Genomic DNA, 25,380 nt, shown 5'->3' on the forward strand with positions numbered 1-25,380 from the left:
ATTGCCGCAGGGCTTTGTTTTACCCTTGCTGCACAAGAATCAAACTCGCCTACTACTGTCCCTTCATCATCTAGCGTGACCATACCGCTTCAGACTTACACAGATGAAACGGTGACCGTTAAACCACAAAATACCTTAGATACACAAACTAAAGTGCGTTTTGCGAAAACGGCTAATTTTGATGCCGATTCTGTGGTTAAAATCGCCCGCCGATTATCCCAAACTGCCTATGTGGATCTTAACGATCCACTGCCAGCTGGTTTAGCTAAAATTTCTTACGATGAATATCGAGATATTCGTTTTAAGCCAGAAGCGTCTATTTGGAAAGCCGAAGGCTTACCCTATCAAATGCAATTATTTCATCGGGGCTTTTATTTCCAAGATTTGATTGAAATTGCCTTAGTTGAAGGCAATCAAGCCACTCATTTAGCCTATAACTCAGAATTTTTTAGTGCAGGCGACGTGCTTAGCCAAAAATTACCCACCCAAGATATTGGCTATTCAGGTTTACGTATCCATTATCCGCTGAATAACCCGGCATATTTCGACGAGCTTATGGTATTTCAAGGCGCGAGTTATTTCCGTGCATTGGGTAAAGGCAGCGATTACGGCTTGTCTTCAAGAGGTTTAGCGTTAAATACAGCTGAGCCTGAAGGTGAAGAGTTTCCGATATTTCGCGCTTTTTGGGTTGAACGCCCAAACACCGACAGTAACTTAATCGTGGTACATGCCTTGCTGGACAGTCCTAGCGTGGCAGGGGCATATCGCTTTTCAGTTAGACCGGGCGATAACACCCATATCGATGTGGAAGCGACTCTATTTCCACGAGTCGATTTAGTTAAAGTCGGCTTAGCGCCTAGTACCAGTATGTTTTTACATTCTATGAATGGTCGTCAAAACACCGATGATTTCAGACCTGAAGTGCATGATTCTGATGCGCTATTAATCTTAAATGGTCGCGGTGAGCGTTTATGGCGTCCGCTAGCCAATCCAAAGCAATTGCAGGTGAGTGCTTTTATGGACAACTCGCCGCAAGGGTTTGGTTTAATTCAGCGTGAACGTAGTTTTGATGCCTACCAAGATCTCGAAGCCCATTATGAGCGTCGCCCAAGTTTATGGGTTGAGCCGGTCGGTAATTGGGGCGCGGGTGAGGTGGTGTTAACCGAAATTCCAACCGACTCTGAAATTCATGACAACATCGTCAGCTACTGGAAGCCTAAACAACCTATCGCAGCCGGTAGTGAGTTTCATTTTACCTATCGGTTAATTTGGGGTAACGAGCCTGAAGTTGACGATGGCACTGTAATTGTGGCGCGTACCGCCAGTGGCCGCGCTGAAATTGCGAAAGCCACACCGAGACGTTTGTTTGTTATCGACTATCAAGTAAAAGAAGGTAATAACGATGACATCCCAGTGGCACAAGTGCAGAGTTCTGCAGGCGTAGTCACCAATGTGGTGGTGTCTCGTCAGCCTAAAACCAACGGTTACCGTTTAGCCTTTGAAATGGACCCACAAGATGCTGAATTGATTGAGCTTCGTGCTGAGCTGAAGTTTACTGGCCCACGTGATGTCGAAACTTGGCTTTATCGTTGGACTCTTTAAATATGAACATGATGCAAGCAGAGGCTGATATTAGCGCCGTCGACCCTATATTGGTCGGTGGTGCTGCCATGCCGCTAGAGCGACCAAGCCCAATGGAAGCGCAAAGTTTACGTGCGTTGTCCGACGGTATGCCACGTAAAAGTATTATTGCCAATGGCGTAAAGTCAGTCACTTTACGTCGCCTGTTAGTGGTTGGCAGCGCTTTTATCATGTCGATAATGGCTATTTACGAGATGGTATCGGTATTTAATGTCGGCGGAGTAACGCCGCTGGAATACATTGTTTTGGTCTTGTTTGCGGTTAACTTTTGTTGGATTGCTTTGGCATTTAGCGGCGGCATAGCTGGCTTTATTATACTACTCAAAAAACCGTCTACAAAAACTGCAGAAAGTATAAAACTGCATACTCGCACCGCAATATTAATGCCGACTTATAACGAGTCACCCGATCGCGTTTTTGCCGCGGTTGAAGTGATGGCCATGGCCTTGGTTGCGTCGGGCGAAAGCCATGCGTTTGATTGGTTTATATTAAGCGACACTACTGACCCTGATATTGCGTTGGCAGAAGAACAGGCATTTTTAATCTTGCGCCATCAAGTCAGCAAAGATGCGCGGGTGTATTACCGCCGTCGGCGTAAAAATGATGCCCGTAAAGCCGGTAATGTGGCCGATTTTTGCAAACGCTGGGGCGCCAGATACGACCATCTTTTGGTGTTAGATGCTGACAGCTTAATGGAAACCCACACTATCGTCAGTTTGGCGAGACGTATGCAGGCAGACCCTGATGCTGGGCTTATCCAAACCATTCCGTATTTAATCAATGGCAATACCCTAATGGCGCGATTACAGCAATTTGCTGCGCGTATTTATGGCCCGGTTATTGGTACGGGTTTATCTTGGTGGACCCATAAAGAAGGCAACTTTTGGGGCCACAATGCCATCATTCGTACTCAGGCTTTTATGAGCGCCGCTGGGTTGCCCAATCTTGCAGGAAGACCGCCATTTGGTGGTCATATCATGAGCCACGACTTTGTTGAAGCGGCTTTGATTCGACGGGCTGGTTGGAGCGTGGTCATTGCCGCAGATCTTCCTGGCTCTTATGAAGAATGCCCACCGTCTATTGTCGATTTAGCCGTGCGCGACCGCCGTTGGTGCCAAGGTAATTTACAGCACTCGCGGGTGTTGTTTAGTAAAGGGTTACATTGGGTGAGCCGTTTACATTTACTCACAGGGATCATGGCGTATTTGTCATCGCCTTTTTGGTTAATGTTGATTTTGTCAGGCTTAATGTTGGCATTACAAGCGCACTTTATTCGCCCCGAGTACTTTACGGATCAATTCTCCTTATTTCCCACTTGGCCGGTGATGGACTCAGACCGTGCACTGCGGTTGTTTTATATCACCATGGGTATATTGTTTGGTCCTAAAATTCTTGGGATCATATTGTTACTGAAAAATAGCTCCATGAGTAAGCAGCTCGGTGGTAGAGGTAAAGCCATGATTAGCGTCGTGGTTGAAGTGATATTGTCGGCACTGATTGCGCCGATAATGATGCTGATCCACTGCGGTGCGGTAATGTCTATTTTAGCCGGACGCGACAGCGGTTGGGCACCACAACGACGTGATGATGGCAGTTTACCTTGGCTAACACTGATTTACCGCCATCGTTGGCACATGTTAATTGGAGCGCTATTAGGTTATGCCGCTGTGCTTGATTCGCTGACCTTGTTAGCTTGGATGAGCCCTGCGTTAATTGGTTTGTGGCTGGCGGTTCTGCTTTCGGCCATGACAGGCTCTGAAGGTTTTGGTTTATGGGTAAAGCGTTTAGCCATACTGGCAACACCTGAAGAAGTGTGTGCCCCCAAGCTAAGTCTAGATTCACAACTACGCCGTAGCGAATACGTTAGCGCTATTGCGCAGCCGTGGACCTTATCAAAACTGCTGCAAGACCCAGAGTTAATGGATCTTCATTTAGCCATTATCGATAAAAGGCCTCATCGTTTACCTGGTTCTGCGGTTGAGTCGCTGGAAGCGATTACCCGGGTTAAGGTGCAAGAAGCACAATGCCAGCACAACATTGCCAGTCTGTTTACCCGTCAAGAATTGGCGTATTTACTGGGCAATCCTTTATTGCTTAAACAGTTACAAAAGTTACCAGAGCAGTATGTCACCGAAGGAATCGTGTCTTTCTGTTAGGTGAGAGTGTGATTTACGGTTGATGTGAAAAAAGCCCTGCCGGTTTATGACAGGGCTTTTGTGTTTCTGGGGGCTTATATCAACACAGTGCGCACTTAAGCTTACAATGACAATAGATGATTATGTGATCGTTATAGATTGTGAGCTGATTATTTATCAGTCATAATTTTAGTCACTAACGTTAACCCGTGACTTTCATCCGTGACGTTAATCCGTAATCATAATCAATCACTTATCAATGGTGTGCACTTATATAGCTTATGGCTTTTGATCCTTCATCAAGTCCACATAATCCATGCTCACGCAGTCGCGATAGATTGTCGTGGCTGAGGTGTACCTTGCGCCGCAGCCAGCAAGAGGCGGTGGCATCGTCAACCATGACAGCCACCAGTGACAACTTTTTTAATGCGTATGCGATTTTCTTAGGGGCAAGCCTAGGGCAAATGGGTTGGGTAACCGGTTTACCTCAGCTGTTTGGCGCGATAGCACAACTGTTATCAGTGTGGTTAGCGAGTCATTTTAGTCGCCGACAATTCATTGTTGTGTGTGCAGTATTGCAAGCGGTAGTGGTGTTAGGCATGGGCGCGCTCGCGGCGTTTAGGCCTGAGAATGCGGTGTGGTTATTCATTGGCTTAGCTGTGTTCTATCAAGGGTTTATTAATCTGATTCAGCCACATTGGCGTGCTTGGATGGGCATGATAGTGCCACAGCGTCGTCGCGGCGCCTTTTTTGCTTCGCGCACCCGCTTAACCATGATGGCATCACTAAGCATATTTTTTGTTGGCGGCGGCATCTTAACCTTAACCGACTCAGTGCAGATGGCATGGCTTGGTTTTAGTTTACTGTTTTCGATTGCGGCTATGGGGCGGTTTGTATCGGCGTGGTTATTATTGCAAATGCACGACCCAGAACCTAGGGTGGCAAAAGCATCAGGGGTATTTACCCAAACCTTGTATAACTTTGGTCAAGCATGGAAAGATAAAACCTTTAGGCATTACAGTTTATTTGTTGCTGGTATGCAGTGCATGGTCGCGATATCAGCACCGTTTTTTGCGGTATATATGCTCGAAGGCTTGCACTTTACCTACTTTGAATTTGTGTTAAGCAGCGTAGCGTCTATTTTGACTCAGTTCATCACCTTGCGCTTTTGGGGGCGCTTTAGCGACCTATATGGCAATCGTCTGGTGATGATCATCACCAGCTGCTTAATTCCCAGTTTGCCGTTGCTGTGGTTATTCTCGGAAAATTATTTATACATTCTCGCCATTCAAGCTTTTTCGGGTTTTGCTTGGAGTGGCTTTACTTTAAGCACTGCTAATTACCTTTACGATATTCGACCCTTTCGCAGTGACTTTGCCATCTATGCCGCCTTACAAGCTGCATTAAGCGCCGGATTTGTGTTTGTGGGAGCCATGGTCGGCGGCTCCATTGCCTCATATTCGGAAGTGTTTTTAGTTTGGTCTGGTTTGGATACTTGGTTAAGCAGCCCAATATTTGTGGTGTTTATCGTATCAACTACCATGCGATCGCTGGTGGCATTGTGGTTTATTCCGCGCTCGGTCGAGCCCAAAATTCGCCCTAGACCTCAACTGCTGACACTGATTTTCCGTATCCGTGGTTTTAATGCCATATCGGGTGTGAGCTTAGATTGGCTAACCGTTGCCAAGAAAAAGCGCGATAAAGAGAAGTAATGACCAGCCGCAAACGGTTATAAAACCGTGGTTGATACGCGAGTGGATCAGAGTGTATTGACGCGCTCACTTTTAATCGACAGCGTTACAGTCGGTAATCAAAAAACTTGCGCTTATCAGGCCCCGAAGCGTTAGCACTAATTTTATTTGGGTGTTTATACTCATCCCAACTGGCCACATTACGGCCCATATTTAACTGTGGAAAGCTCAACTGCGGAAAGTCAGTGGTATTTGGCTTAGGTAAACCGATAAATTGCAACAGCGCAGCAAAGCTACCGGTCACACTAATATCAAGGGCAATAAAGTCATCTCGCCCTGCAAAATAGTCCAGCACTTGCTGCTGGTGGCGCAGATAGCAGGCTGTTAAATGGCTATCATCAAACACATCCTCAACCTGCCATATATCAAAGCAATGGTTAAAGCTGCGTTTCATCACCGGATGAAAACGACCCTTGTCTTTGTCTAAATGCACTAGCATTCTGCCCAGTAACATTTGCATCGACGGCAACCACTTATCTAACGGCCTATCTAAATAAACAAACTTAGCGTTGGGAAATAACCTATCTAACTGCTGATAGTCACTAAAACACGGCGCATCAGACACCGCATCGGCCAACATAAACGCCTGCTTAGTAAAGGCTTGGTGGGCAACCGTTAACCCTTGCTCAAGTAAGGCCACACTCACACTGGTTGTGCCGGTACGCGGCAAACCAATAATAAACACTTTACTAGCTAGCTCATTCGCCACTTTAGCTTTAGGTAAAGCGGCTTGTGGTGATGTCGATACTTCAGTCAGCTTAGATGTCATTAATTACAGTCGCATTGGGTTATATAAATTAAAGGTTATAGAGACAGTAAACGATTATACCGAAATGCCTGCCAAGGTGTTATCGAGCTTGCTAATGGGAGCCATGAGGCAATTAGCCACTCTATTCGCCTCATTTTGTGAGGCGAATAAATTGCTATTTGCCTCATGTTGTAAGTAGAATAGCTGGGTATGTGCATCAATACAGTATTTTAGTCAGCTAAACAGGAGTTACTATGTGGATTTGGCAACAGCAAGAATGGCCAGAGTTTGTATGGGATAATGCTCGTATAAGTGCACTATTGAGGCAAATTCAATTTAACCAGGGTTTGCTGCTGGGTAAAATGGGTTCGGAATCCGCGAGTCAATGGACACTCGATACCATGCTGGCCAATATCGTTCATTCAAGTGCTATTGAAGGAGAAAAGCTTAACGCATTTTCTGTACGTTCCTCTTTGGCGAATAAGCTTGGCGTGAGTGAAGAAAAACCTTATCCCACCACGACGCAAACTGATGGTTTAGCAGATATCACCTTAGATGCGCTACAAAACTGGCAACATCCGCTGAGTTTAACGCGGATTCTAGGTTGGCGTTCAATGTTATTTCCAGAAAACCAAATGGAGTTTAATCCTGTTGTTGGCGGTAAGTTACGTGGTAATGAACCTATGCAAGTAGTATCTGGCCGTTTAGACAAACCTACAGTGCATTTTGAAGCGCCTCCACGCAATACACTAGATCTTAACTTAACGCAGTTTTTTGAGTGGTTTAATCAATCGCGAAATCAACCTAATGTCGACCCGCTCGTGCGCGCAGCCATCACCCATTTGTGGTTTGTCACCTTGCACCCGCTTGATGATGGTAACGGACGTATAACGCGTTTACTCACCGACTTAGCACTCGCGCAAGCTGAGCATCGCTCGATTCATTTTTACGCCATGTCAGTTAGTATTCTTGAGCGACGCAAAGCTTATTACGCAATATTAGAGTCTACCCAGCAAGGTGGCTTAGATATCACATCTTGGCTGCTGTGGTTTTTAGACACCTTAAATGACGCTATTCAACACACACTCAATAGCATTGAGCAAACTACTGCTAAAACCCAATTTTGGCGTCGAGTGAACCAACGCTTACTCACTCCAGCGTTAACCACAGAACAAGTGAAAGTGCTAAATAGATTACTTGATGGTGACTTTAATGATGGGATCAGTAGTAGCCAGTATCAAAAAGTCGCTAAAGTCAGCCGCGCAACCGCAACCCGTCATTTGGCTCAACTTGTGGATCAACAGTGTTTAGCCAAAACTGGCGCAGGCGGTAGAAGCACAAGGTATGTGTTGGTGCGCTAATTTAATCGTTTTTCTGTAAGCATTTTATTGATAAATAATATTATTCTTAGTCGTAAGATGCACTTATTGCTATGGTATATTCTTAGTGTTTTCACTTTCAAAAGGCCTATCCGACATGGAACAAGTTGGTATTTATGAAAAGCTTATTACTCAGCTGATAGATAAAAGCATTAATCGTGATGTGTTCTATTTAGGTGAACGGCCATTAGAGAGCGCTGAGGCTAGTGTTTGGCTGTCGAGGTTTTTGACCAAGATAATGGAGTATGCCATTGGTGCAATCCCCAGCGGAGACAACCAACTTACCGAGCAAATCAGCTTGGCAAATAAGTTAGTGCTTTGGTTAAAAGATCATGTTCAAGATGATCAATTGATCACTGAAAACTTGCTCGATAGTAAAGGCCGTATATTGACGGCACTATTTGATAAAACAAATCCTATAGCTACAGACTTCCCAGCGTTTACTAAAGCTATCTACCCGCTAACAGGGTTAAGCCAAAGCGAACTTTTTTGTGGTAGCAATGCCGGAATTTCTTTAGATACCGAATTAAAGCGCGAGATCCGCTCAGCAGACAAAATTTATTGGTTAGTGTCTTTTATTAAGTGGGCTGGCATTCGCATTTTTAAAAATGAACTTGAAGAGTTCACTCGAAGCGGCAAAACGCTGCGGATCATTACGACATCTTATATGGGGGCGACCGATGCTAAAGCAGTCGAGTTTTTAGCTAGCCTTCCTAACACCGAAGTTAAGTTGAGTTACAACACCAAGCGAGAGCGCTTGCATGCGAAATCTTATTTATTTCTGCGTGATACAGGATTTCACACTGGATATATCGGTTCATCCAACTTGTCCCATTCTGCGCTGACTAGTGGTCTTGAGTGGAATTTAAAAATAACCACCCAAGAAATCCCCCACATTATCGATAAATCCCTCAACACCTTTGAATCATATTGGCAATCAAGTGAATTTGAATCGTTTAATGGCGATATCGAAGCTAAAAACAAGCTTCATGAAGCATTACGTGAGGCTAAAGGTAGTTATACCGAAAGCAGCACCTTTCATTTTGATATCAAACCCTTTGCACATCAGCGAGAAATTCTTGAGCAGTTAAATGTTGAGCGTAGTATTCATCAGCGGTATAAAAATCTAGTCGTTGCGGCAACCGGCACCGGTAAAACGCTTATTTCAGCGTTTGATTTTTCACGTTTTTATAAACAGCATCCAGAAGCTAATTTCTTATTTGTGGCTCATCGACAAGAGATCCTTAAGCAAGCTTTATTTGCCTATCGTGGAGTATTGAAGAATAATCAGTTTGGTGAATTGTGGGTTGCTGAGCACAAACCTAATAGCTACCAGCATTTGTTTGCTTCGATACAAAGCTTAAATTTACAATTATCAAGTTTACCGCTCACCGCTGATTTCTATGATTATATTGTGATAGATGAAGTACATCATATTGCCGCTAATAGTTATCGAGGTTTGTTAGAACATTTCTCTCCCAAGATTTTATTGGGGTTAACTGCCACACCAGAGCGCCATGACGGGCAAAATATTCTCGATGATTTTTGTGGGGTTATAGCCGCAGAAATTCGTTTGCCTGAAGCCATCAATCAGCGCTATTTATGCCCTTTTCAGTATTTTGCAATTGATGATGATACCGACCTTCGTAACATTAAATGGCATCAAGGGCGATATGATATCGCAGAGCTAAGCCATCTTTATACTCATAATGAACAGCGAGTCGCTCGCATTATTAGCAGCCTTAATGACACAGTCACTGACATTGGTCAGATAAAAGCTTTGGCGTTTTGTGTCAGTAAAGAAAATGCAGAATACATGGCAAAGAAGTTTAACTTAGCCGGTATTAGCGCAGATGTTCTTACTAGTGATAATAGTCATGAGAGGCAACAAAAACGCCAAAGTTTAATCAGCGGTCATGTGAACATTTTATGTGTTGTGGATATTTTTAATGAAGGTGTCGATATTCCAGACGTCGATACGCTCTTGTTTTTACGTCCAACAGAAAGCTTAACTATCTTTTTACAGCAATTAGGTCGTGGGTTGCGGTTAACTGATGACAAACAGTGCTGTACCGTATTAGATTTTGTGGGTAATTCACGTGATGAATATGACTTTTCGCAAAAGTTTAGGGCGCTGGTTGGTAAAACGAATCAATCGATTAAAGACGAGATCAACAATGACTTCCCGCATTTGCCATTAGGGTGTCGGATCGAGTTAGAAGAGCAGACTCAGGCAATGATTTTGCGAAATATTAGCCGTGCAACCATGAATGCTAGCAGGTTGCGACAGCTCATTAATAATTTTCAGCACCAAAGTACATTAACCTTAACCTTGGCTCATTTTTTACGCTTTAACCCGAATGTTAATTTAGAGGATATCTATAAGCTAAAAATGAGCTGGCTAGAACTCGTTGATAGTGCAAATAAAAATCAAATTAATGAGCCAAATTTAGATGTTAGTCTGGCTAAAGCGTACTATCGTGCGATAAATAATCACTTGCTCGGCTGCAGTTCTATCTCATATTTACAGTTTTTAAAGCAGTTAATTATTGATAACTTCAGTTTTGAAGAAAATGATGCTACCCAGTGCCAATTTGCACTAATGTGCCATTACAATTTTTGGGATAAATCCGGCACCGAGCTAGGCTTTACAAACCTTAAGCAAAGCTTAGTTGCGTTGAGGAATACTCAATTACAAGCAGAGCTGCTAGATGTCATATCGTTACTTATCGATCGCATTCATCATCGCGAATTTGAAATGAATATCCCCGCACTAGAAGCCTTAAAAGTGCATTCAAGATATACCAGAGAGCAGATCCTAGCCGCCAGTGGTGCAAGTTCTTTTGAGAGAAAATCAACCGCAAGGGAAGGTGTTTTAGTTCTTAACGATCTTAATGTTGAATTACTTTTTGTTACTTTGAAAAAGTCAGTCAAACAATTTTCACCAACGACTATGTATCATGATTATGCGATTAATGAATCACTATTTCATTGGCAATCTCAAAATAGTGCAAGACCAGAGTATGGCAGGGGCTTAGGCTATATTGAGCAAGCAAAAATGGGTCGTAAGTTAATCTTATTTGTGCGTGAGCAAGCGAAAGATGAGAACGGTCGCACCATGGGCTTTGTTAATTTTGGTGAGGTGGTTTATATGGCTCACACTGGGGCACAACCCATGAATATCACCTGGAAATTAATGACGCCCATACCTGATGCAATGTGGCATGAAGCTGCAAAATTAGCAGTAGGATAAGCCGATCATATCGGTATCGGCAGCTGTTGAAAACAGGATGTTTTCTCCAAGTCACATGGATGGGTTTACTGTGTATCGTTTTAGGAAGTATGTTGATATTTGGGATATTTCGTTTTAATAACTTCAACAGTATTTAAGTCTTATTAACTTAGAGCGAAACTGTTTGGGGTTATTATTTGGGGTGTATTCAGTCATGCTTCATCATTATTGAGGATTATATACTCAAATGTAATCCTGTCGTATCTTATTTAAATTAAAGTGGGTTTAAAAATTATATGTAAATAGTCAGTAAAAAAGGAATTGATGATGTCTATATATAAGTCTTCAAATAGAGTTAAAAATCAAACTCTGAGTTTATCGCACCTTAGAAAAATTTGGGGAAGTGAACAAAATGTAAGCGACAAACTATTAAGTGAAGTGGCTGAGGAGTTGAATTCTAACGTTAATATGTGTCAACTCAATACAGAATTAAGAATGTGTCACTTTATTGCTCAAGTGATGCATGAAGTTGGAGGTAAATTCAACTTAGAGGAGAATCTTAATTATAGTGAAATGGCTTTGATATCTACATTCTCACACTATGGACGAACTCCTTCAGATGCAAAAAATCACGCATATAACAGGGCTACTAATAAAAAAGCAGATATCGAAGCAATTGCAAATCATGCATATGCGAACCGAATGGGTAATGGCAGTGTAGAGTCTGGTGACGGCTGGAAATATAGAGGTAGAGGTATGCTTCAATTAACCGGAAAATCCAATTATATTTCAATGAAAACAAAACATAATAACTTGTGGAGTGCAAGTGTCGATTTTGTTGCTAACCCCGATTTATTGCTACAACCCAAGTTTGCAGTAAGATCTGCTCTAATATTCTGGCTTGAACATCAGCTTTATAAAAAAGCAGATATAGGGGCAAGTCGAATGGTTACGGATAGTATAACTAAAGTCATTAATAATAAGACAACAAGTTACAGCGAGCGTCATGATAATTTAACTGATTTATTAAAAAGGAAGGTATTTAAAGATGTTTTTTAATAAAGCTCTCTGTTTTTTTATAGTTTTTTTAACTTCATTTTCACTAAATGCAAATGAGTTCAGATTATCTGAGTGGACTGACCAAGAGTATTTATTACATTCTCCCACAGAAGGAGCTGCTGAAGTAATCATAGACCGCCAGGCGTCAAACGATTTGCAGTTAATTGCTGTTCTACATGTTAGATGCGGAGGAATAGATTTCAGAGTGCCAGTCATTAAGGGGAATTTTGAAACAGGAGTTAGTAGTGCGGAATATTTGGAGTATGTCATCTTTAAATATGAAAATAAGATATATTCACCAATAAAATCAATTAGTTCATACTATGTTATCCCAAGTGATAAAAATGAGTCTGTAAAACCTCATTTTTTAGAGTTTGAAACACAGAATACGACAAGCGGTTTTTGTAAATATATAAATAACAAGAGCGAATATGACAATCCTATTTATATTCAAAGCGATAAGTGACATTTTCTGCATTTTTCGATTCAAATTATAGCTCAAATGCTCACTTTTTTTGTGGGGGATGTTTGGCATTAAATTCAGTTTTGCTTTAAAGCAGACTTGTTCTAGCCTAGATATATTCGCTTTTGCGATTGGTCAAGACCGGATGTTTTCGTCAAGCCCCCATGGATGGGTTTACGGCATGTTGCAGAGGATGATGTGGTTGGCGGGTTAATTCATAAACCCGCTGATAATCGACTTGCTCATTTTTGTTTTGGCCTAAGTAAATTCGGTTTTAATATTTAAGGTCTTAGCGTTTTAAGTCTTAGCGCTTTTAGGTTCTTAATGATTAAAAACAACAATGGCAGCCATATTGGCTGCCATTTTTATTGCTGCTAGTGAGTCACTAGCAGTTTATCACTCTAGTTCTTAGCCCAAAGCTCAAAGCCAAAATGTTCGCTGAGATTAGTTAATAGCCATCGATATAAAGTAACCAACAAATGTGGCGGTTACTACACCAATAAAGCCTGGAATAATAAAGCTGTGGTTGAGTACGTATTTACCAATATGGGTGGTGCCTGTTCTGTCAAAACTAATTGCGGCTAAATCGCTTGGGTAGAATGGGAAAAAGAAGTAGGCATAACACGCGGGCAGCACGCCGATTAATACTGGTGCTGGGATGCCAAGTGAAAAACCTAGTGGCAGCATAATGGTTAATACCGCAGCCTGGCTTTTTAAGAAGATCGATGACACAAACATCGCGATAGCAAATGTCCATGGATACACGCTGACAATGTCGCTTACCGCGCTCACCAAATAGGTTTTATGGTGCTCAATAATGGTGTCACTCATCCATGCGATACCAAAAATGATAATGACCGCTGTCATACCCGCGGTGAACACGTTACTGGTGACAATTTTTTTCGGTGATATATTGGTGGCGAGTAAAATTATCCCACCGACAGACAGCATCATAAACTGAATTGCTACCGACATTTTTACGCCAGCTGGCAGTATTTGCTTACTAAACATTGCCACCATGATAACGGCAAAGATACCGAGTAAAAATACTGTTAAGCCTTTCTTTGCCGTTGATTCTGCTTGTGGCGTTTGCACTTCATCCGCTTTTGGATCGGTTAATGATTCACGAAACTCATCATCTGTTAAACGTGCCTGAAACTCTTCATCTTTATCTAAATCTTTACCGCGCTTTAAGCTCCAAGTACACGCCACTATCAAGCCTGTTAGTGTTGCGGGAATGGTCACCATGAGTACATCAAGTAAATTAATATCTAGATTGTTATCAACGGCGGTGGCAAGCACTACGGCAGCGGCAGCAGCAATAGGGCTGGCGGTAATGCCCATTTGTGATGCCACAGTTGCCATGGCTAATGGGCGTTCAGGGCGGATGCCTTTCTTGTATGAGACATCATAAATAACAGGAAGCAGGGGATAAACTGAGTGGCCAGTGCCGACCAGTACGGTTAACGAATAGGTACACAGTGGGCCTAAAAAAACGATGTGTTCAGGGTGTTTGCGTAACAGCTTTTCAGCAAATTTGACCAACAGCTTTAAACCGCCAGTGGCCTCTAATGTTGCAGAGGCTGCGACTACGGCCAGAATTATTAACATGACGCTGACTGGCGGTGAGCCTGGGGCAATGCCAAATACAAAAGCGAGTACCGAAACACCTAACCCGCCCAATAAACCAAAGGCGATTCCGCCGTGGCGAATACCAACAAATATCACCGCTAATAACAGCAGCATGTGTACATAAAACATCGTGTTCTCTCCCCATGTAGGTCGTTATTATTTTTAGCCTTTTGAAGTTATCTCACTCTCTCTTTGAGGTTCGTGATTTAACTCAAGCTATTGAATGGGATGTGAAGATAAATGTTTAAAACGTGAACAACATTCTATACAAGCGCATATATTGTGTTGTGGCACTTCTGTTGGGGAGGGAAAATGGAATTTGCCGTGCAGGTTTTGCTGTCACCAACACTGGTTTTTACGGTCGGCTTTTATATTCACACGGCTAATAAAACGGTCGCGCCATAAAATGCCCAGTGAATAATAGCTGAGTTAACATTGGTCAGAATTGAACGATTGCGTTAAATATCATTGTTGTATGGATAAATGACTAATGAATTAAGCGATGAAGTTGTTTTGGGATGATTCTTGAAAGCATGCAAAAAAGTTATTCGCCTCATTTTTTGAGGCGAATAACCAAGATCACAATGTTATGTTTGGCTGATGTATGGACACCATTTTTAACTCTATAATCTAGTTGGTTAATCTTGAAATTTAGCTACTAGCCGCAATCCATCAGGATCAGGCGTGTTGTCATTTGGCACCCATTGACTTAAGCAAGTCGCATCAATTGCGCCTGATACACAGTTATCTGTAAGGGTATTTAAAAACGTTACCAACTGTGTGACTTGTTCGCTGGTTAAATCGAGATTTTCAATCTGGCCTGGTATGCCTGCGATTCTGTCGCTGGCTAATTTATCTAATGCCTCTAGGGTATTTGGCATCAGATCATTACTTTGTATGCCCATTTGACTCACATTATCAGATAAGGCGTAGTTAGTTACTGCTGATTCTACGTTAAGGTGATGACGAACCACAGCTTCCAACGATTGATAAGCTCCACTGTGGCCGTAAGGTGATGTAACTGCGACATTTAATAATGCTGGAGTTCTAAATGCAAACTTATCAGCCTCTTGTTTGGTGACCCTAAAACGACCTAAATCATTAGTGCCAGTGACACCATCGCCTTTGCCTCGACCAATTTGTGGTATTGCTATGTTGTGGTAATTCTCATCGGTAAAGAAATCGCCGCTGTGGCAACTGGCACAATTGGCACCCCCATCTGCTGAAGTGGCAAAAAATAACTTCGCCCCTTTCTTAGCATCTAAGCTTATAGCGTCATCTTCACCTTTTACAAACGAATTCCAAGGGCTATCGACAAATACTTGAGAACGCTCATATTCACCAATAGCATTGAATATATTTGCTTGAGTAATGAGTTCTTCAGCTGTGCCATTTTCATCTTGTAAACCAACTCTAAATGCCTTTAACCATTCATTGGTAGGCAGATCATCGTTATCTCCGCGAAGTCGTGTTACTAAATAATCACGGATCCCCTCGTTATTTAGTGCACCTTTTTTGTGTCCTTTCATCTCTTCATTGGACGTCACAGGGAAGCTAGCTTGACTAGCTGCTAAATTAATCGCTTTAAGGTCTGGAGTGCTACTATTCGGTGAATCTGGAGTCAAAATTTGGGTGCCAGTGCCATTAGTACCAATATTACCTTCAATACTTTCGATACGGCCATCGTGAAATATTGCCTTGTCATATAAACCAATATTAAAAGTTGTTGGTGCATTGCGTGGCACAGTTGGTCCACCATCAAATGCGGTTCCAGCAGAACTGTGTTCACGGCCAGATCCTAATAGCAGTGGTTCGACAGATTCAACACCTATTGATAATGCCAGTTCATCTCCGCCGCCTAATACCGGGTGATGGCAACTCACGCATGCGACATCCATTTCACCACTCAATGCTTGGCTGAAAAATAATTGCATTCCAAGTGTCACAATTGGAGAGTCGACTTGTGGCAAATCGCGTCCTACTGCAGGTTCACCCGTTAAGGATTGCACCTCAATTATACTTCGTAAATCTGTGGTTAATTTTATACTTTCAATGGCAACAGGGTCTTGTGCTGTATCTTTACAGCCCACAAGCAACAATCCACAAATAAGGGCAACAAATGAGAGCGTAAATTTAGTAGACATACTTTTCCTTTAACTTAGCAATGTGCATTGGAATTCGTACGTGAGTATGGCCCTATTTAACATTTACGCATCATTTATTTAACTATTTGTTATCATTATGGGTAGGTATTATTAATTAGTAGAGTAAAAGCCAGACCATTTCGATTCATTTGAGTGGCCAGCGTTAGCATGGATGATTATTACTTTAAAAATCCATTGAGGCGCACTGTATTGGAGCATTACTGCTAGTGCGACATCAGCAGCCAGCCTCTGATGTTAAAAGATCATTATCTGATAAGGCTTTGGAAGGTGTAGTAAAAGGCGGTAAGTCAAATATGTCGAGAAGCCCCCCGTGATCACAGTGAAGTCACGGGGGGAAGTTACTATTGTTTAATTGCCTGATGTTCGACCATTTGGTTGTAGCTAAAGCCAGTGATTTGATTTTTATTATTACGGGTAAATTTAAGAATTAAATCTTGATGCTGCTTTATAACATATCCGTCAATGAGTAACTTATCACCCTCTATGCTGAGCAGTTTAGATGTAAAACCATTCTCTTCTTTGGGGATTGGTGAGGAGTTTTGAATGCCTTTAATTTTTCCATCTTTATCGAAAAAGACCGACATATCTACAATGCCTTTTTCAAAAATTAGTCGCTGCTGGATCTCATCATTATCAATACTTTTTGAAAAGCTATAGTGATTTTCTAAAGCGCCAAGTTCTGCTTCTAATTGCTGCCAAAACCCTTGAAAAACATCGAGCGGTGCAGAGGCCATTTGTTCATCAAAAATTTCAGCTAATTTAGTTAACTCATTGGTATTAAGCAGGTTAAATAATTTTGTGGCTGTGTCAGTGAGTTGATCTGGTGGTAGGTGAGTCACTTGCGCTAAGTTATATAATGTCCAATTTTTTAAGCCAATGGTGTTAATTTTCAAAGTATTATCTTTGAGTGTTATCGCTATTTGATGGTCATCATCAAACGCATAACGGCCTACATATTGCTGTAAATCTAGGGTGTTATTGCTTACTAAAGACACTATATCGGGCGTTTTATGGGCTAACAAAATCCCTGAAACTTGTTGAATAATTTTTTTTCTCATATCAATTGAGAGGTCAATATTACTAACATTATGTACATGATTCATATATATAATAATGGTTATATTTTGCTCTGGAAGGTAAATAAAATCTGCTACTGTGCCTGCAGTTGCACCATCATGGCGATAGGCTTTTTGACCCCATAATGTTGTCATTTCCATGCCATAACCATAAAACTCATTATTTCTTCTCAAATCCACAGGGTTAGAGAGTAAATAATCAAACTTCTTGTCTTTGAATATTTTATGGGCATTCATTGCATCTACCCATTTGAACAAATCTCCTGTGGTTGAATAAAGGCTTGCTGCACCGACTAACCAACTGTTGTCTATTTTAGTGGTGTGTACTTTGTCGGAACCTATGCCGCTATAGCTCTCGACTAACAGCGGGCTATTGTCAGGTCTGGATGCACTAGTATTTTTCATGCCAGCAGGTTCGAAAAGGTAGGTTTTTAGGTAATCAGCGTAAGTTTTTCCTGATGCTCGCTCAATAATGTCAGCTAATAAAATATAGCCAGTATTGGTGTATTCATAACGGCTGCCTGGTTCAAATGAGTTAGGCAGATCTTTAAAGCTATCAATTAATGATTTCTTTGTTACAGGTAAGGTTTTCTCGTGCATGAGTGGATCATTATCACCGTCAATACCTTTACCCGTATCCATAGGATCTGGAATACCGGCAGTATGAGTTAACAGTTGGTAAATAGTCGCTTTTTGACCCACTTCATTTTGATAATAGGGTAGGTATGTCGCTATGGGGTCTGCTAATGATAATTTACCTTGTTGGGCTAATAATAATATGGCGCTAGCGGTAAATTGCTTTGAAATTGAACCTATTGCAAATACTTTATCACTATCATTGTTAACTTCAGTTTTTACATTCGCGGATCCATAACCCCGGCTATAAATAATTTTATCGTCTTTTTTAATCGTTATTGCACCATTAAAACGACCAAGTTGCTCATATGAAGCCATTAATTTTGAAATTTCGGTTACGTCATATTCATTTTCGTTAGCTTGGACATGGCTTATTAAACCCAAGGTTAGAATTATAATGGCTATATTTTTAATATTCATTTGATCACCTAAAACCCATACTATGTACATTGCATTGCTAGGTAGTCTAGTTCAATAAATTATACATAGCAATACAATGTACGTAGTTAAATTTATTTGGCATAGTAATCATGGAGTTTAGATGATATGTTCATCAAGTGACCTAGGTTATCTTCGATTAATAACAACATTTTTAAAGTAATACCGAACAGAAATTGCAATGGTATGTATATCGTTTTACTATGTAGGCATGATTAAATTATTAAAGATAACTGTGCCATGCTTTCTGATCAGATCATTGACCGATGGTTGCCTCAATTTCGTAAAGGTTTACTAGAATTTATTATCTTATTAAAGTTAAAACAAAACATGAGTTATGGTTACGAAATAGCGTCGGAGATTAAAAATCTTACTTCAATAGAAGTCGCCGAAGGAACGCTTTATCCGTTACTTAACCGTTTAAAGCGTGATGGATTAGTTCAAACAGAATGGAAAACAGCCGAGGTTGGTACACCACGTAAGTATTACCAAATTACCGACGCTGGTATTGAGACTTTAGATAAAATGAAAGTAATTTGGACTAATACGCATAGCTCAGTGCTAAAAATGGTGATGCAATCATGACACATCAATTTCCTATTAAAAGTGAAACATCTAAAAAATTATGGAGTAACTTTGAGCGCGAACTTAATCACAAGTTAGCACCTTTATCGGTAAGTGAAAAAGATGATATTAAGATGGAAATTTTAAGCCATCTATATGAGTCAGCTTTAAATGATGGCGCTGAAAGTGAAGAAAAAAGAATTATTAATGCTATTGACCGTTTAGGTGAGCCTGATTTATACCTGACACCATTAATTTCAGATATTTTGCATGCGCAAAGTGTCGCTAAAGGGCACCCCAAAGCGATATTAAAAAGCTTATTACAAATTACTCAAAAAAGCTTATTACACTTGTCTTTAACTGCTATTTTTGGCTTTGGATATTTTATTTCATTTATCTTTTTTATTATGGGAATAATGCATATATTCAACCCTGAAGTTGGCATTTGGCTGGATAATAATGGTGGGTTGCTATCACTCTCTTTTTCTCATCAAGATAATGCAACTCAATGGCTGCCTGCGCAGTTTTCATTTATCGCCATTTTAGCTAGTGTTTTTGCCTATTGGGGTTTAAGTAAACTATTGTATCTGTTGTTTTTTAAACCTAAGGTTAATAAACAGAGCTCCTATTAGTGCGCCTGCGCGTTTTTCAACGCTATTATCTAAAAACAAAACCTTTAAGTGATTAATTTTAATCGGCTGTAGCTTAAGCATTGGTCATCAACACGTAGAAAAATGAGGTGAAGGTAAAGTGTCATCTAAAGTGCGTTGCGATCAAACTTTTTGGTTGTAGCGCCAACGGAAGGACAAGTAGGGGAAAATGCTTCCCAGATTTATTTGTAGTGCAGATCCTAGTTTAATTTAGTCACCAATTTTGACGTAACAATAGTAAACCATCAAACTCCTGCAAAAACATAAAACCCAGCAAATGCTGGGTTTTATTGGTCATTTTTAGCCTGTTAAAACAGGCTAAAAATTTATTCTACGTTCTGGATCTGCTCGCGCATTTGCTCAATCAATACTTTTAATTCTACAGCGGCAGAAGTGATTTCTGCACTGATTGATTTAGACGCCAGGGTGTTTGATTCGCGGTTAAACTCTTGCATCATAAAATCTAGACGGCGACCTTCGCTGCCACCTTTTTTAAGAATGCGGCGAGCTTCTGCTACATGAGCTTCAAGGCGGTCCATTTCTTCGGCGACATCTTGCTTTTGCGCCAATAACACCATTTCTTGTTCGATACGGGCAGGATCTAATTCGCCTGCGATATCGGCTAAGCGGTTAGTCAGTTTGTCGCGTTGATACTGCATGACGGTTGGCATGTGGTCACGCACAACCTTTACTTGCTCCATTACACCGTCTAAACGGGTAAGTAGCATGTCTTTAATGGCTTCACCTTCACGGCCGCGCGCTTCGATAAACTGATCGATAGCACTGTCAAACGCGATCATTAAATCGGCACCGATGCTATCCATATCTTGTTCTGCAGCGGACAGCACGCCAGGCCAACGCAGCACATCAGTTAAGCTGAGTTCGCCTTGTCCTGCTTCTTGTTTTAACCAATTTGCAGCACTTAACAACTGCTTTGCTAGCGCTTGGTTTAGCTGTAATTCATTACTGCTGTTGTCGGCAAGTTCATAACGTAAATTAACTTCGATTTTGCCACGATTCAGGCGTTTACGTAAGCGGTCACGTAAGACAGGTTCAAAGCTGCGAAACTGCTCAGGTAGGCGCAGGTAGGTTTCTAGGTAGCGCTGGTTGACTGAGCGGATTTCCCATGAGGCGGTGCCCCATTGTGCTTTGTGCTCGATACGAGCGTAGGCTGTCATGCTTTGGATCATGGAGTGTCCTGTTATGTTATTACGCGAATGTGGAGTGATTATAGCCGTTTTAGCCAACCGGATTAAAGGATTAGTCGATAGATTTGTGGCTTATCGCTGCTTAGCATGGCATCTAACGGCGTGAAGCTCTATAATATGGGCTCAAATCTGATATGAATTCGACTACAGGACTTTTCATGCGCCCAAGTAACCGTACACCAGCTCAAACTCGCCCGATCACTATTACGCGTTCTTTTACTGCACATGCTGAAGGCTCTGTTTTAGTTGAGTTTGGCGACACAAAAGTATTATGTACTGCCAGTTTCACTGAAGGCGTTCCGCGTTTTCTTAAAGGCCAAGGCCAAGGTTGGGTAACTGCTGAATATGGTATGTTACCGCGTTCAACTCATAGCCGTATGGACCGTGAAGCGGCTCGTGGTAAGCAGTCTGGCCGTACCCAAGAAATTCAACGTTTAATTGGCCGTGCATTACGTGCCGCTGTAGACATGAAGTTGTTAGGTGAAAACACCATCGTTATCGATTGTGACGTTATTCAAGCTGATGGTGGTACGCGTACTGCGGCTATTACTGGTGCTTGTGTCGCATTAGTTGATGCACTTAATTGGGCTCGTGGTAAAGGCATTATTAAAGCTAACCCACTTAAGTTTTTAATTGCTGCTGTTAGTGTGGGCATTTATAAAGGCGAAGCGATCAGTGATTTAGAATACATTGAAGACAGCGCTGCAGAAACTGACATGAACGTTGTGATGACTGAAACGGGTAAAATTATTGAAATTCAAGGTACTGCAGAAGGCGAGCCATTTAGCCATGAAGAGTTACTTGAGTTGTTAGTGTTAGCTAAAAACAGTATTCGCGAAATTGTCGATGTGCAAAAAGCTGCGTTAAGTTAATATGCTGTTGAAAAATGAGGACCGATTACGGTCCTTTTTTTTAGTCTAAAATTTGATAAAAGAGGAATAACCGTGAAAGCCTATCAACGCGAATTTATTGAGTTTGCTTTAGCTCGCCAAGTATTACGTTTCGGTGAGTTTACCCTTAAATCTGGCCGTACGAGCCCGTACTTTTTTAATGCTGGATTATTCAATACGGGTAAAGACTTAGCGCGTTTAGGCCGCTTTTATGCTGCGGCGTTAATGGACTCGGGTATTGAATTCGATTTGTTATTTGGCCCAGCGTATAAAGGTATTCCGATTGCGACAACCACAGCGGTTGCCTTGTGTGATCATCACGATGTGGATATTCCTTATTGCTTTAACCGTAAAGAAGCCAAAACCCACGGCGAAGGTGGCAGTTTGGTGGGCAGCGAGTTAAAAGGCAAAGTGATGTTGGTGGACGATGTGATCACTGCTGGTACGGCTATTCGTGAATCGATGGAGATTATTAATGCCCACAATGCCCAACTTGCGGGCGTGTTGATTGCACTTGATCGCCAAGAGAAAGGCAAAGGCGAGTTGTCGGCGATTCAAGAAGTTGAACGCGATTTTGGCTGCCAGATTGTGTCGATAATTACGCTTGCTGATTTAATCAGTTACTTGTCTGAAAAGCCGGGTATGGAAGCAGAACTTGCTTCAGTTAGCGCTTATCGTGAGCAATACGGGATTTAGTCTTTTTAACCATGAATACAAAAACGCAGCCCCTAGATTATTAAATTAGGTGGCTGCGTTTTTATTGGCGTTTTGTTTACATACATTATTTTACTTGGTGTAAAAACTCGGCGCGGGTTGCAGGGTTTGATTTAAAAATACCACCCAATGCAGTGGTCGTGGTCGAGCTGGTTGAGTCCATTACGCCGCGAGATTTTACGCAGTAATGTACCGCATCCATTTTTACTGCTACGTCTTTGGTTTCAAGTAATGTTTGCAGCGCCACTAACACTTGTTGGGTTAGGCGCTCTTGCACTTGTGGGCGCTGGGCAAAAAATCGCACGATACGATTGATTTTAGACAAGCCAATAATTTTGCTACGGGGCAAATAGGCCACAGTGGCAAAGCCATCAATGGTCACTAGGTGATGTTCGCAGGTGCTGGTAAGACTGATGTCTTGTACGCGGACCATTTCATCAACACCCATTTTGTTTTCGATAACCGTGATCTTAGGGAAGTTTTCGTAATCAAGCCCTGAGAAAATTTCGTCGACATACATTTTAGCAATGCGGCGTGGAGTATCAGCCAAGCTGTCGTCGGTTAAGTCGAGTGACATTAAGGTCAAAATTTCACGCATATGGTGTTCAATTTTGACTTTACGTTGTTCAGGCGTGGAAGTTTTTGGCAACATCGGGGTTTCTAGCCCACGGTCTTTTAGTGCTGCTTGTACTTTTATTGCGGCTTCACTGAGTGCCATATATCCTCCAACTACTCAATATCACTGTTTATATGAGTGTATGTTAATACCCATTTGGGTGCCCGTTAAGGGACGAGGAGAATAACGCGATTTGCGCTAAATTAATACTACGGGTAACAAAAAAGCCGACCCTTTTAGTCAGGTATCGGCCTTTTGTGGTTAAACGTTTAAGCGATAACTACTTTACGTTTAGGTTTTCTTTGATGAATTTGAGTGTGATTTCGTAATATTTTGCTCGGTTTTCGGCGTTAAAAAAACCATGGCCTTCCTTTTTCCATATCTCTTTTTGGAATGGGTAGTTGGCTTGATTTAACGCTTTTTCCATTGCTTCAAATTGCTCAATAGGCGCGCGCTCATCTTCTTCACCATGAATTAATAACACTTTTGCTTTCAGTTTATTAACATTGTGAGTTGGCGACATTTCACGAAGGCGTTGGATATCAGTACCTAACACTTCTTCCAAGTATGCTTCTCCCCCATAAGATTCAGGAACATCACCGGTTTTATACATTTGTTCTAAATCATAAACACCGGCAACGCCTACTGCGCATTTGAACATATCTGGCGCTAGCATTGGGCTCATTAGCGCTGAGTATCCACCAAAACTGCCGCCAGAAATACACACTCTATCTTTGTCGGCATAACCCTGATCGATAACATATTGGGTCGCATCGATAATATCGTATTGAATTTTGCTTCCCCAAGCCAAGTAGCCTGATTCTTCAAATGCTTTACCGTACCCACCCGAACCGCGGAAGTTAACCTGTAATACGGCAATGCCATTTTGTGCTAATAGCTGGTTTTCAGAGTTGAATACCCACAAGTCGCGCGGGCCATGTGGGCCGCCATGAGGGTTAACCACTAGAGGCATGTTTTTATGTTCTTTTATGCCACGAGGTAGGGTTAAATAACCATGAATCGTCACACCATCACGGTTAGTAAAGCTGATGGGACGTACTTCAGACATGTCGCTAGGGTCTAGGGCAGCATTTTCAGCGAACAAGAATTTAAGTTTGAGTTTTTTACGGTCAAATAAATAATAGTCACCAGAGTTTCTGTCATTCATTGCCATAACAATAAGGGTATTACCGTCAACAGTTTCACTTACGATACGAATACGGTGATCAGGAATTGCAGCCATTAGCTGTTGCAATGCTTTGGCTTTGGCACTCTCAGTGTCGACAAATTGATACTCAGGATATCCGTTTTCAAACTCTACCGCGTAAAGGGTGTTTGTTTGGTCACTTACCCATGTCATAAATGGATCGACAACATCATGTTGGATGATTTTTTTATGTTTAGCTGTAGCGAGTTCGACTTCATAGATAGCGCTAGTCGCGCCTTCACCATGAGCAATAGCATAAATCGATTTGTTGTCTTCGGTGAACGAAAGAGGGTAGAAATCGGTTAGTCCGCCTTTAATTCTCTCAGCATCAACCCATTCATCATTTTCATAGTAGAAGAGTTGATCATTGTTTTTCTTGTCTCTGGCAAAACTAAAGCGCACGTTTTCATTGTTATCAACTAAGAAACCTGCATTTGCGACCGGTGATGTGGTAAGGCGTTTTCGTTTACCTGAGTAAACATCGACGCGATAAACTTCTGTATATGTATAATTCTGCTTATTCCAAGGGTAAGCCATTACAAGGATATCGTCTTTATCATCCTTTAAAGTATCTAATACGAATGCAGTCGCTTGAATACCACCATTACTTTTTATTTTTGTACTTGCTGATGTATCACTGTTGTAACCAAATAGGTATTTTGATTTGCTGCCGTCAAAATTGACTGCCAATAGCTCACCGTAGTAATCGGACACTTCACGTTGAGCATGTTTATAGAGTTTTTGTAACACAACCCTTTCTTCATTGACCCAATAATAACTGCCCACTTCTTCATCGCCACTGAATTTAACCGCATACGTTGGCTTCATCGATTCAAGGTTAAGGATGAGCAAAGTGCGTTTTTCATCTTCGATTAGGATCACACCAAGGTGCTTACCATCGGGTGAAATTTTAACGCCAGAAAACTCTGAATCAGCACTAAAGTCTTTAATTTGTGGAGCAGCAAAAGTGTGGGTGGTAAATAGAACGAGCAAACAACATGTGAGGTATAAAATGCGCAGCATAAATACAGTCCGTGTAATTAATGTTAAAAATGTAAAGGCATTGTATTTTATCTGAGTTTTTGGGGCAAGAGTTGTCGACTAATTATTCAGCAGAATTAGGTGGATATAGGTTTTAAATGATTTAACATCTAGGGCTACATGTTAACAGCATAC

The 25,380-nt window shown here is 41.6% G+C and carries 18 protein-coding genes; 11 read left to right on the forward strand and 7 right to left on the reverse strand.

The window, feature by feature from the left end; all coding sequences use genetic code 11:
• The 3 genes from H5185_RS07165 (at window position 1) to H5185_RS07175 (ending at window position 5,488) form a co-directional block, all read left to right on the forward strand.
• Window positions 1-1,602, forward strand: a complete 1,602-nt coding sequence (locus tag H5185_RS07165; RefSeq protein WP_310741661.1) for a glucan biosynthesis protein G — start codon at window positions 1-3, stop codon at window positions 1,600-1,602.
• A gap of 11 nt (window positions 1,603-1,613) precedes the next feature.
• Window positions 1,614-3,797 carry a glucans biosynthesis glucosyltransferase MdoH gene (gene mdoH, locus H5185_RS07170; RefSeq protein WP_404948449.1) on the forward strand — a complete coding sequence of 728 codons (2,184 nt, stop codon included), beginning with the start codon at window positions 1,614-1,616 and terminating at the stop codon, window positions 3,795-3,797.
• A 260-nt stretch (window positions 3,798-4,057) separates the two neighbouring features.
• A complete protein-coding gene (locus H5185_RS07175; protein WP_182741707.1) occupies window positions 4,058-5,488 on the forward strand; it encodes an MFS transporter in 1,431 nt (476 codons plus the stop codon).
• 85 nt (window positions 5,489-5,573) lie between these two features.
• On the opposite strand, the gene H5185_RS07180 is transcribed toward H5185_RS07175, so the two are convergent.
• Window positions 5,574-6,296, reverse strand: coding sequence for a sulfotransferase family protein (locus tag H5185_RS07180; protein WP_182741708.1), 723 nt, complete (start codon window positions 6,294-6,296; stop codon window positions 5,574-5,576).
• 233 nt (window positions 6,297-6,529) lie between these two features.
• Between H5185_RS07180 and H5185_RS07185 the strand changes: the two genes are divergently transcribed.
• The 4 genes from H5185_RS07185 (at window position 6,530) to H5185_RS07200 (ending at window position 12,411) form a co-directional block, all read left to right on the forward strand.
• Window positions 6,530-7,636: a Fic family protein gene (locus H5185_RS07185; RefSeq protein WP_182741709.1), complete on the forward strand. Its 1,107-nt coding sequence runs from the start codon at window positions 6,530-6,532 to the stop codon at window positions 7,634-7,636.
• A 115-nt stretch (window positions 7,637-7,751) separates the two neighbouring features.
• Entirely contained in the window at window positions 7,752-10,907 is a 3,156-nt protein-coding gene (locus H5185_RS07190; protein ID WP_182741718.1) for a DUF3427 domain-containing protein, read from the forward strand.
• A 306-nt stretch (window positions 10,908-11,213) separates the two neighbouring features.
• Window positions 11,214-11,945, forward strand: a complete 732-nt coding sequence (locus H5185_RS07195) for a glycoside hydrolase family 19 protein (protein WP_182741710.1) — start codon at window positions 11,214-11,216, stop codon at window positions 11,943-11,945.
• On the forward strand, window positions 11,935-12,411 hold the full coding sequence (locus tag H5185_RS07200; protein WP_182723211.1) for a hypothetical protein: 477 nt from the start codon (window positions 11,935-11,937) through the stop codon (window positions 12,409-12,411). The genes H5185_RS07195 and H5185_RS07200 overlap by 11 nt, the downstream gene beginning before the upstream one ends.
• Window positions 12,412-12,852: 441 nt before the next feature.
• Here the strand turns inward: H5185_RS07200 and H5185_RS07205 are convergent, their stop codons facing one another.
• From H5185_RS07205 to H5185_RS07215, 3 genes are all read right to left on the reverse strand, one after another.
• Window positions 12,853-14,169, reverse strand: coding sequence for an anaerobic C4-dicarboxylate transporter (locus H5185_RS07205; RefSeq protein ID WP_182741711.1), 1,317 nt, complete (start codon window positions 14,167-14,169; stop codon window positions 12,853-12,855).
• 509 nt (window positions 14,170-14,678) lie between these two features.
• Window positions 14,679-16,184 carry a cytochrome-c peroxidase gene (locus H5185_RS07210; protein ID WP_182741712.1) on the reverse strand — a complete coding sequence of 502 codons (1,506 nt, stop codon included), beginning with the start codon at window positions 16,182-16,184 and terminating at the stop codon, window positions 14,679-14,681.
• Window positions 16,185-16,546: 362 nt separating this feature from the next.
• Complete coding sequence (locus H5185_RS07215) at window positions 16,547-18,337, reverse strand: serine hydrolase (RefSeq protein ID WP_165870196.1); 1,791 nt, start codon at window positions 18,335-18,337, stop codon at window positions 16,547-16,549.
• Between the two features lie 258 nt (window positions 18,338-18,595).
• Here H5185_RS07215 and H5185_RS07220 point away from each other — a divergent pair, with 258 nt between their 5' ends.
• Together H5185_RS07220 and H5185_RS07225 are read left to right on the forward strand one after the other, a co-directional pair.
• Entirely contained in the window at window positions 18,596-18,940 is a 345-nt protein-coding gene (locus tag H5185_RS07220; protein ID WP_124018348.1) for a PadR family transcriptional regulator, read from the forward strand.
• Window positions 18,937-19,551 carry a hypothetical protein gene (locus H5185_RS07225; RefSeq protein WP_124018349.1) on the forward strand — a complete coding sequence of 205 codons (615 nt, stop codon included), beginning with the start codon at window positions 18,937-18,939 and terminating at the stop codon, window positions 19,549-19,551. Before H5185_RS07220 ends, H5185_RS07225 begins: the two co-directional genes overlap by 4 nt.
• A gap of 344 nt (window positions 19,552-19,895) precedes the next feature.
• Here H5185_RS07225 and H5185_RS07230 read toward each other — a convergent pair whose 3' ends face one another.
• Entirely contained in the window at window positions 19,896-20,759 is an 864-nt protein-coding gene (locus H5185_RS07230; RefSeq protein WP_124018350.1) for a YicC/YloC family endoribonuclease, read from the reverse strand.
• A 176-nt stretch (window positions 20,760-20,935) separates the two neighbouring features.
• Between H5185_RS07230 and rph the strand changes: the two genes are divergently transcribed.
• Window positions 20,936-21,649 (forward strand): ribonuclease PH, encoded by a 714-nt coding sequence (rph, locus tag H5185_RS07235; RefSeq protein ID WP_011639245.1) that lies wholly within the window; start codon window positions 20,936-20,938, stop codon window positions 21,647-21,649.
• Window positions 21,650-21,721: 72 nt separating this feature from the next.
• Window positions 21,722-22,363, forward strand: a complete 642-nt coding sequence (gene pyrE / locus H5185_RS07240; protein ID WP_124018351.1) for an orotate phosphoribosyltransferase — start codon at window positions 21,722-21,724, stop codon at window positions 22,361-22,363.
• Between the two features lie 85 nt (window positions 22,364-22,448).
• Here pyrE and folE read toward each other — a convergent pair whose 3' ends face one another.
• Window positions 22,449-23,099 carry a GTP cyclohydrolase I FolE gene (folE, locus tag H5185_RS07245; RefSeq protein WP_124018352.1) on the reverse strand — a complete coding sequence of 217 codons (651 nt, stop codon included), beginning with the start codon at window positions 23,097-23,099 and terminating at the stop codon, window positions 22,449-22,451.
• 178 nt (window positions 23,100-23,277) lie between these two features.
• Entirely contained in the window at window positions 23,278-25,227 is a 1,950-nt protein-coding gene (locus tag H5185_RS07250; RefSeq protein ID WP_182741713.1) for a S9 family peptidase, read from the reverse strand.
• Window positions 25,228-25,380 lie beyond the last annotated feature (153 nt).

It is taken from the genome of Shewanella sp. SG44-6 (genome assembly GCF_014164185.1).
In the GTDB taxonomy this organism is placed as follows: domain Bacteria; phylum Pseudomonadota; class Gammaproteobacteria; order Enterobacterales; family Shewanellaceae; genus Shewanella; species Shewanella vesiculosa.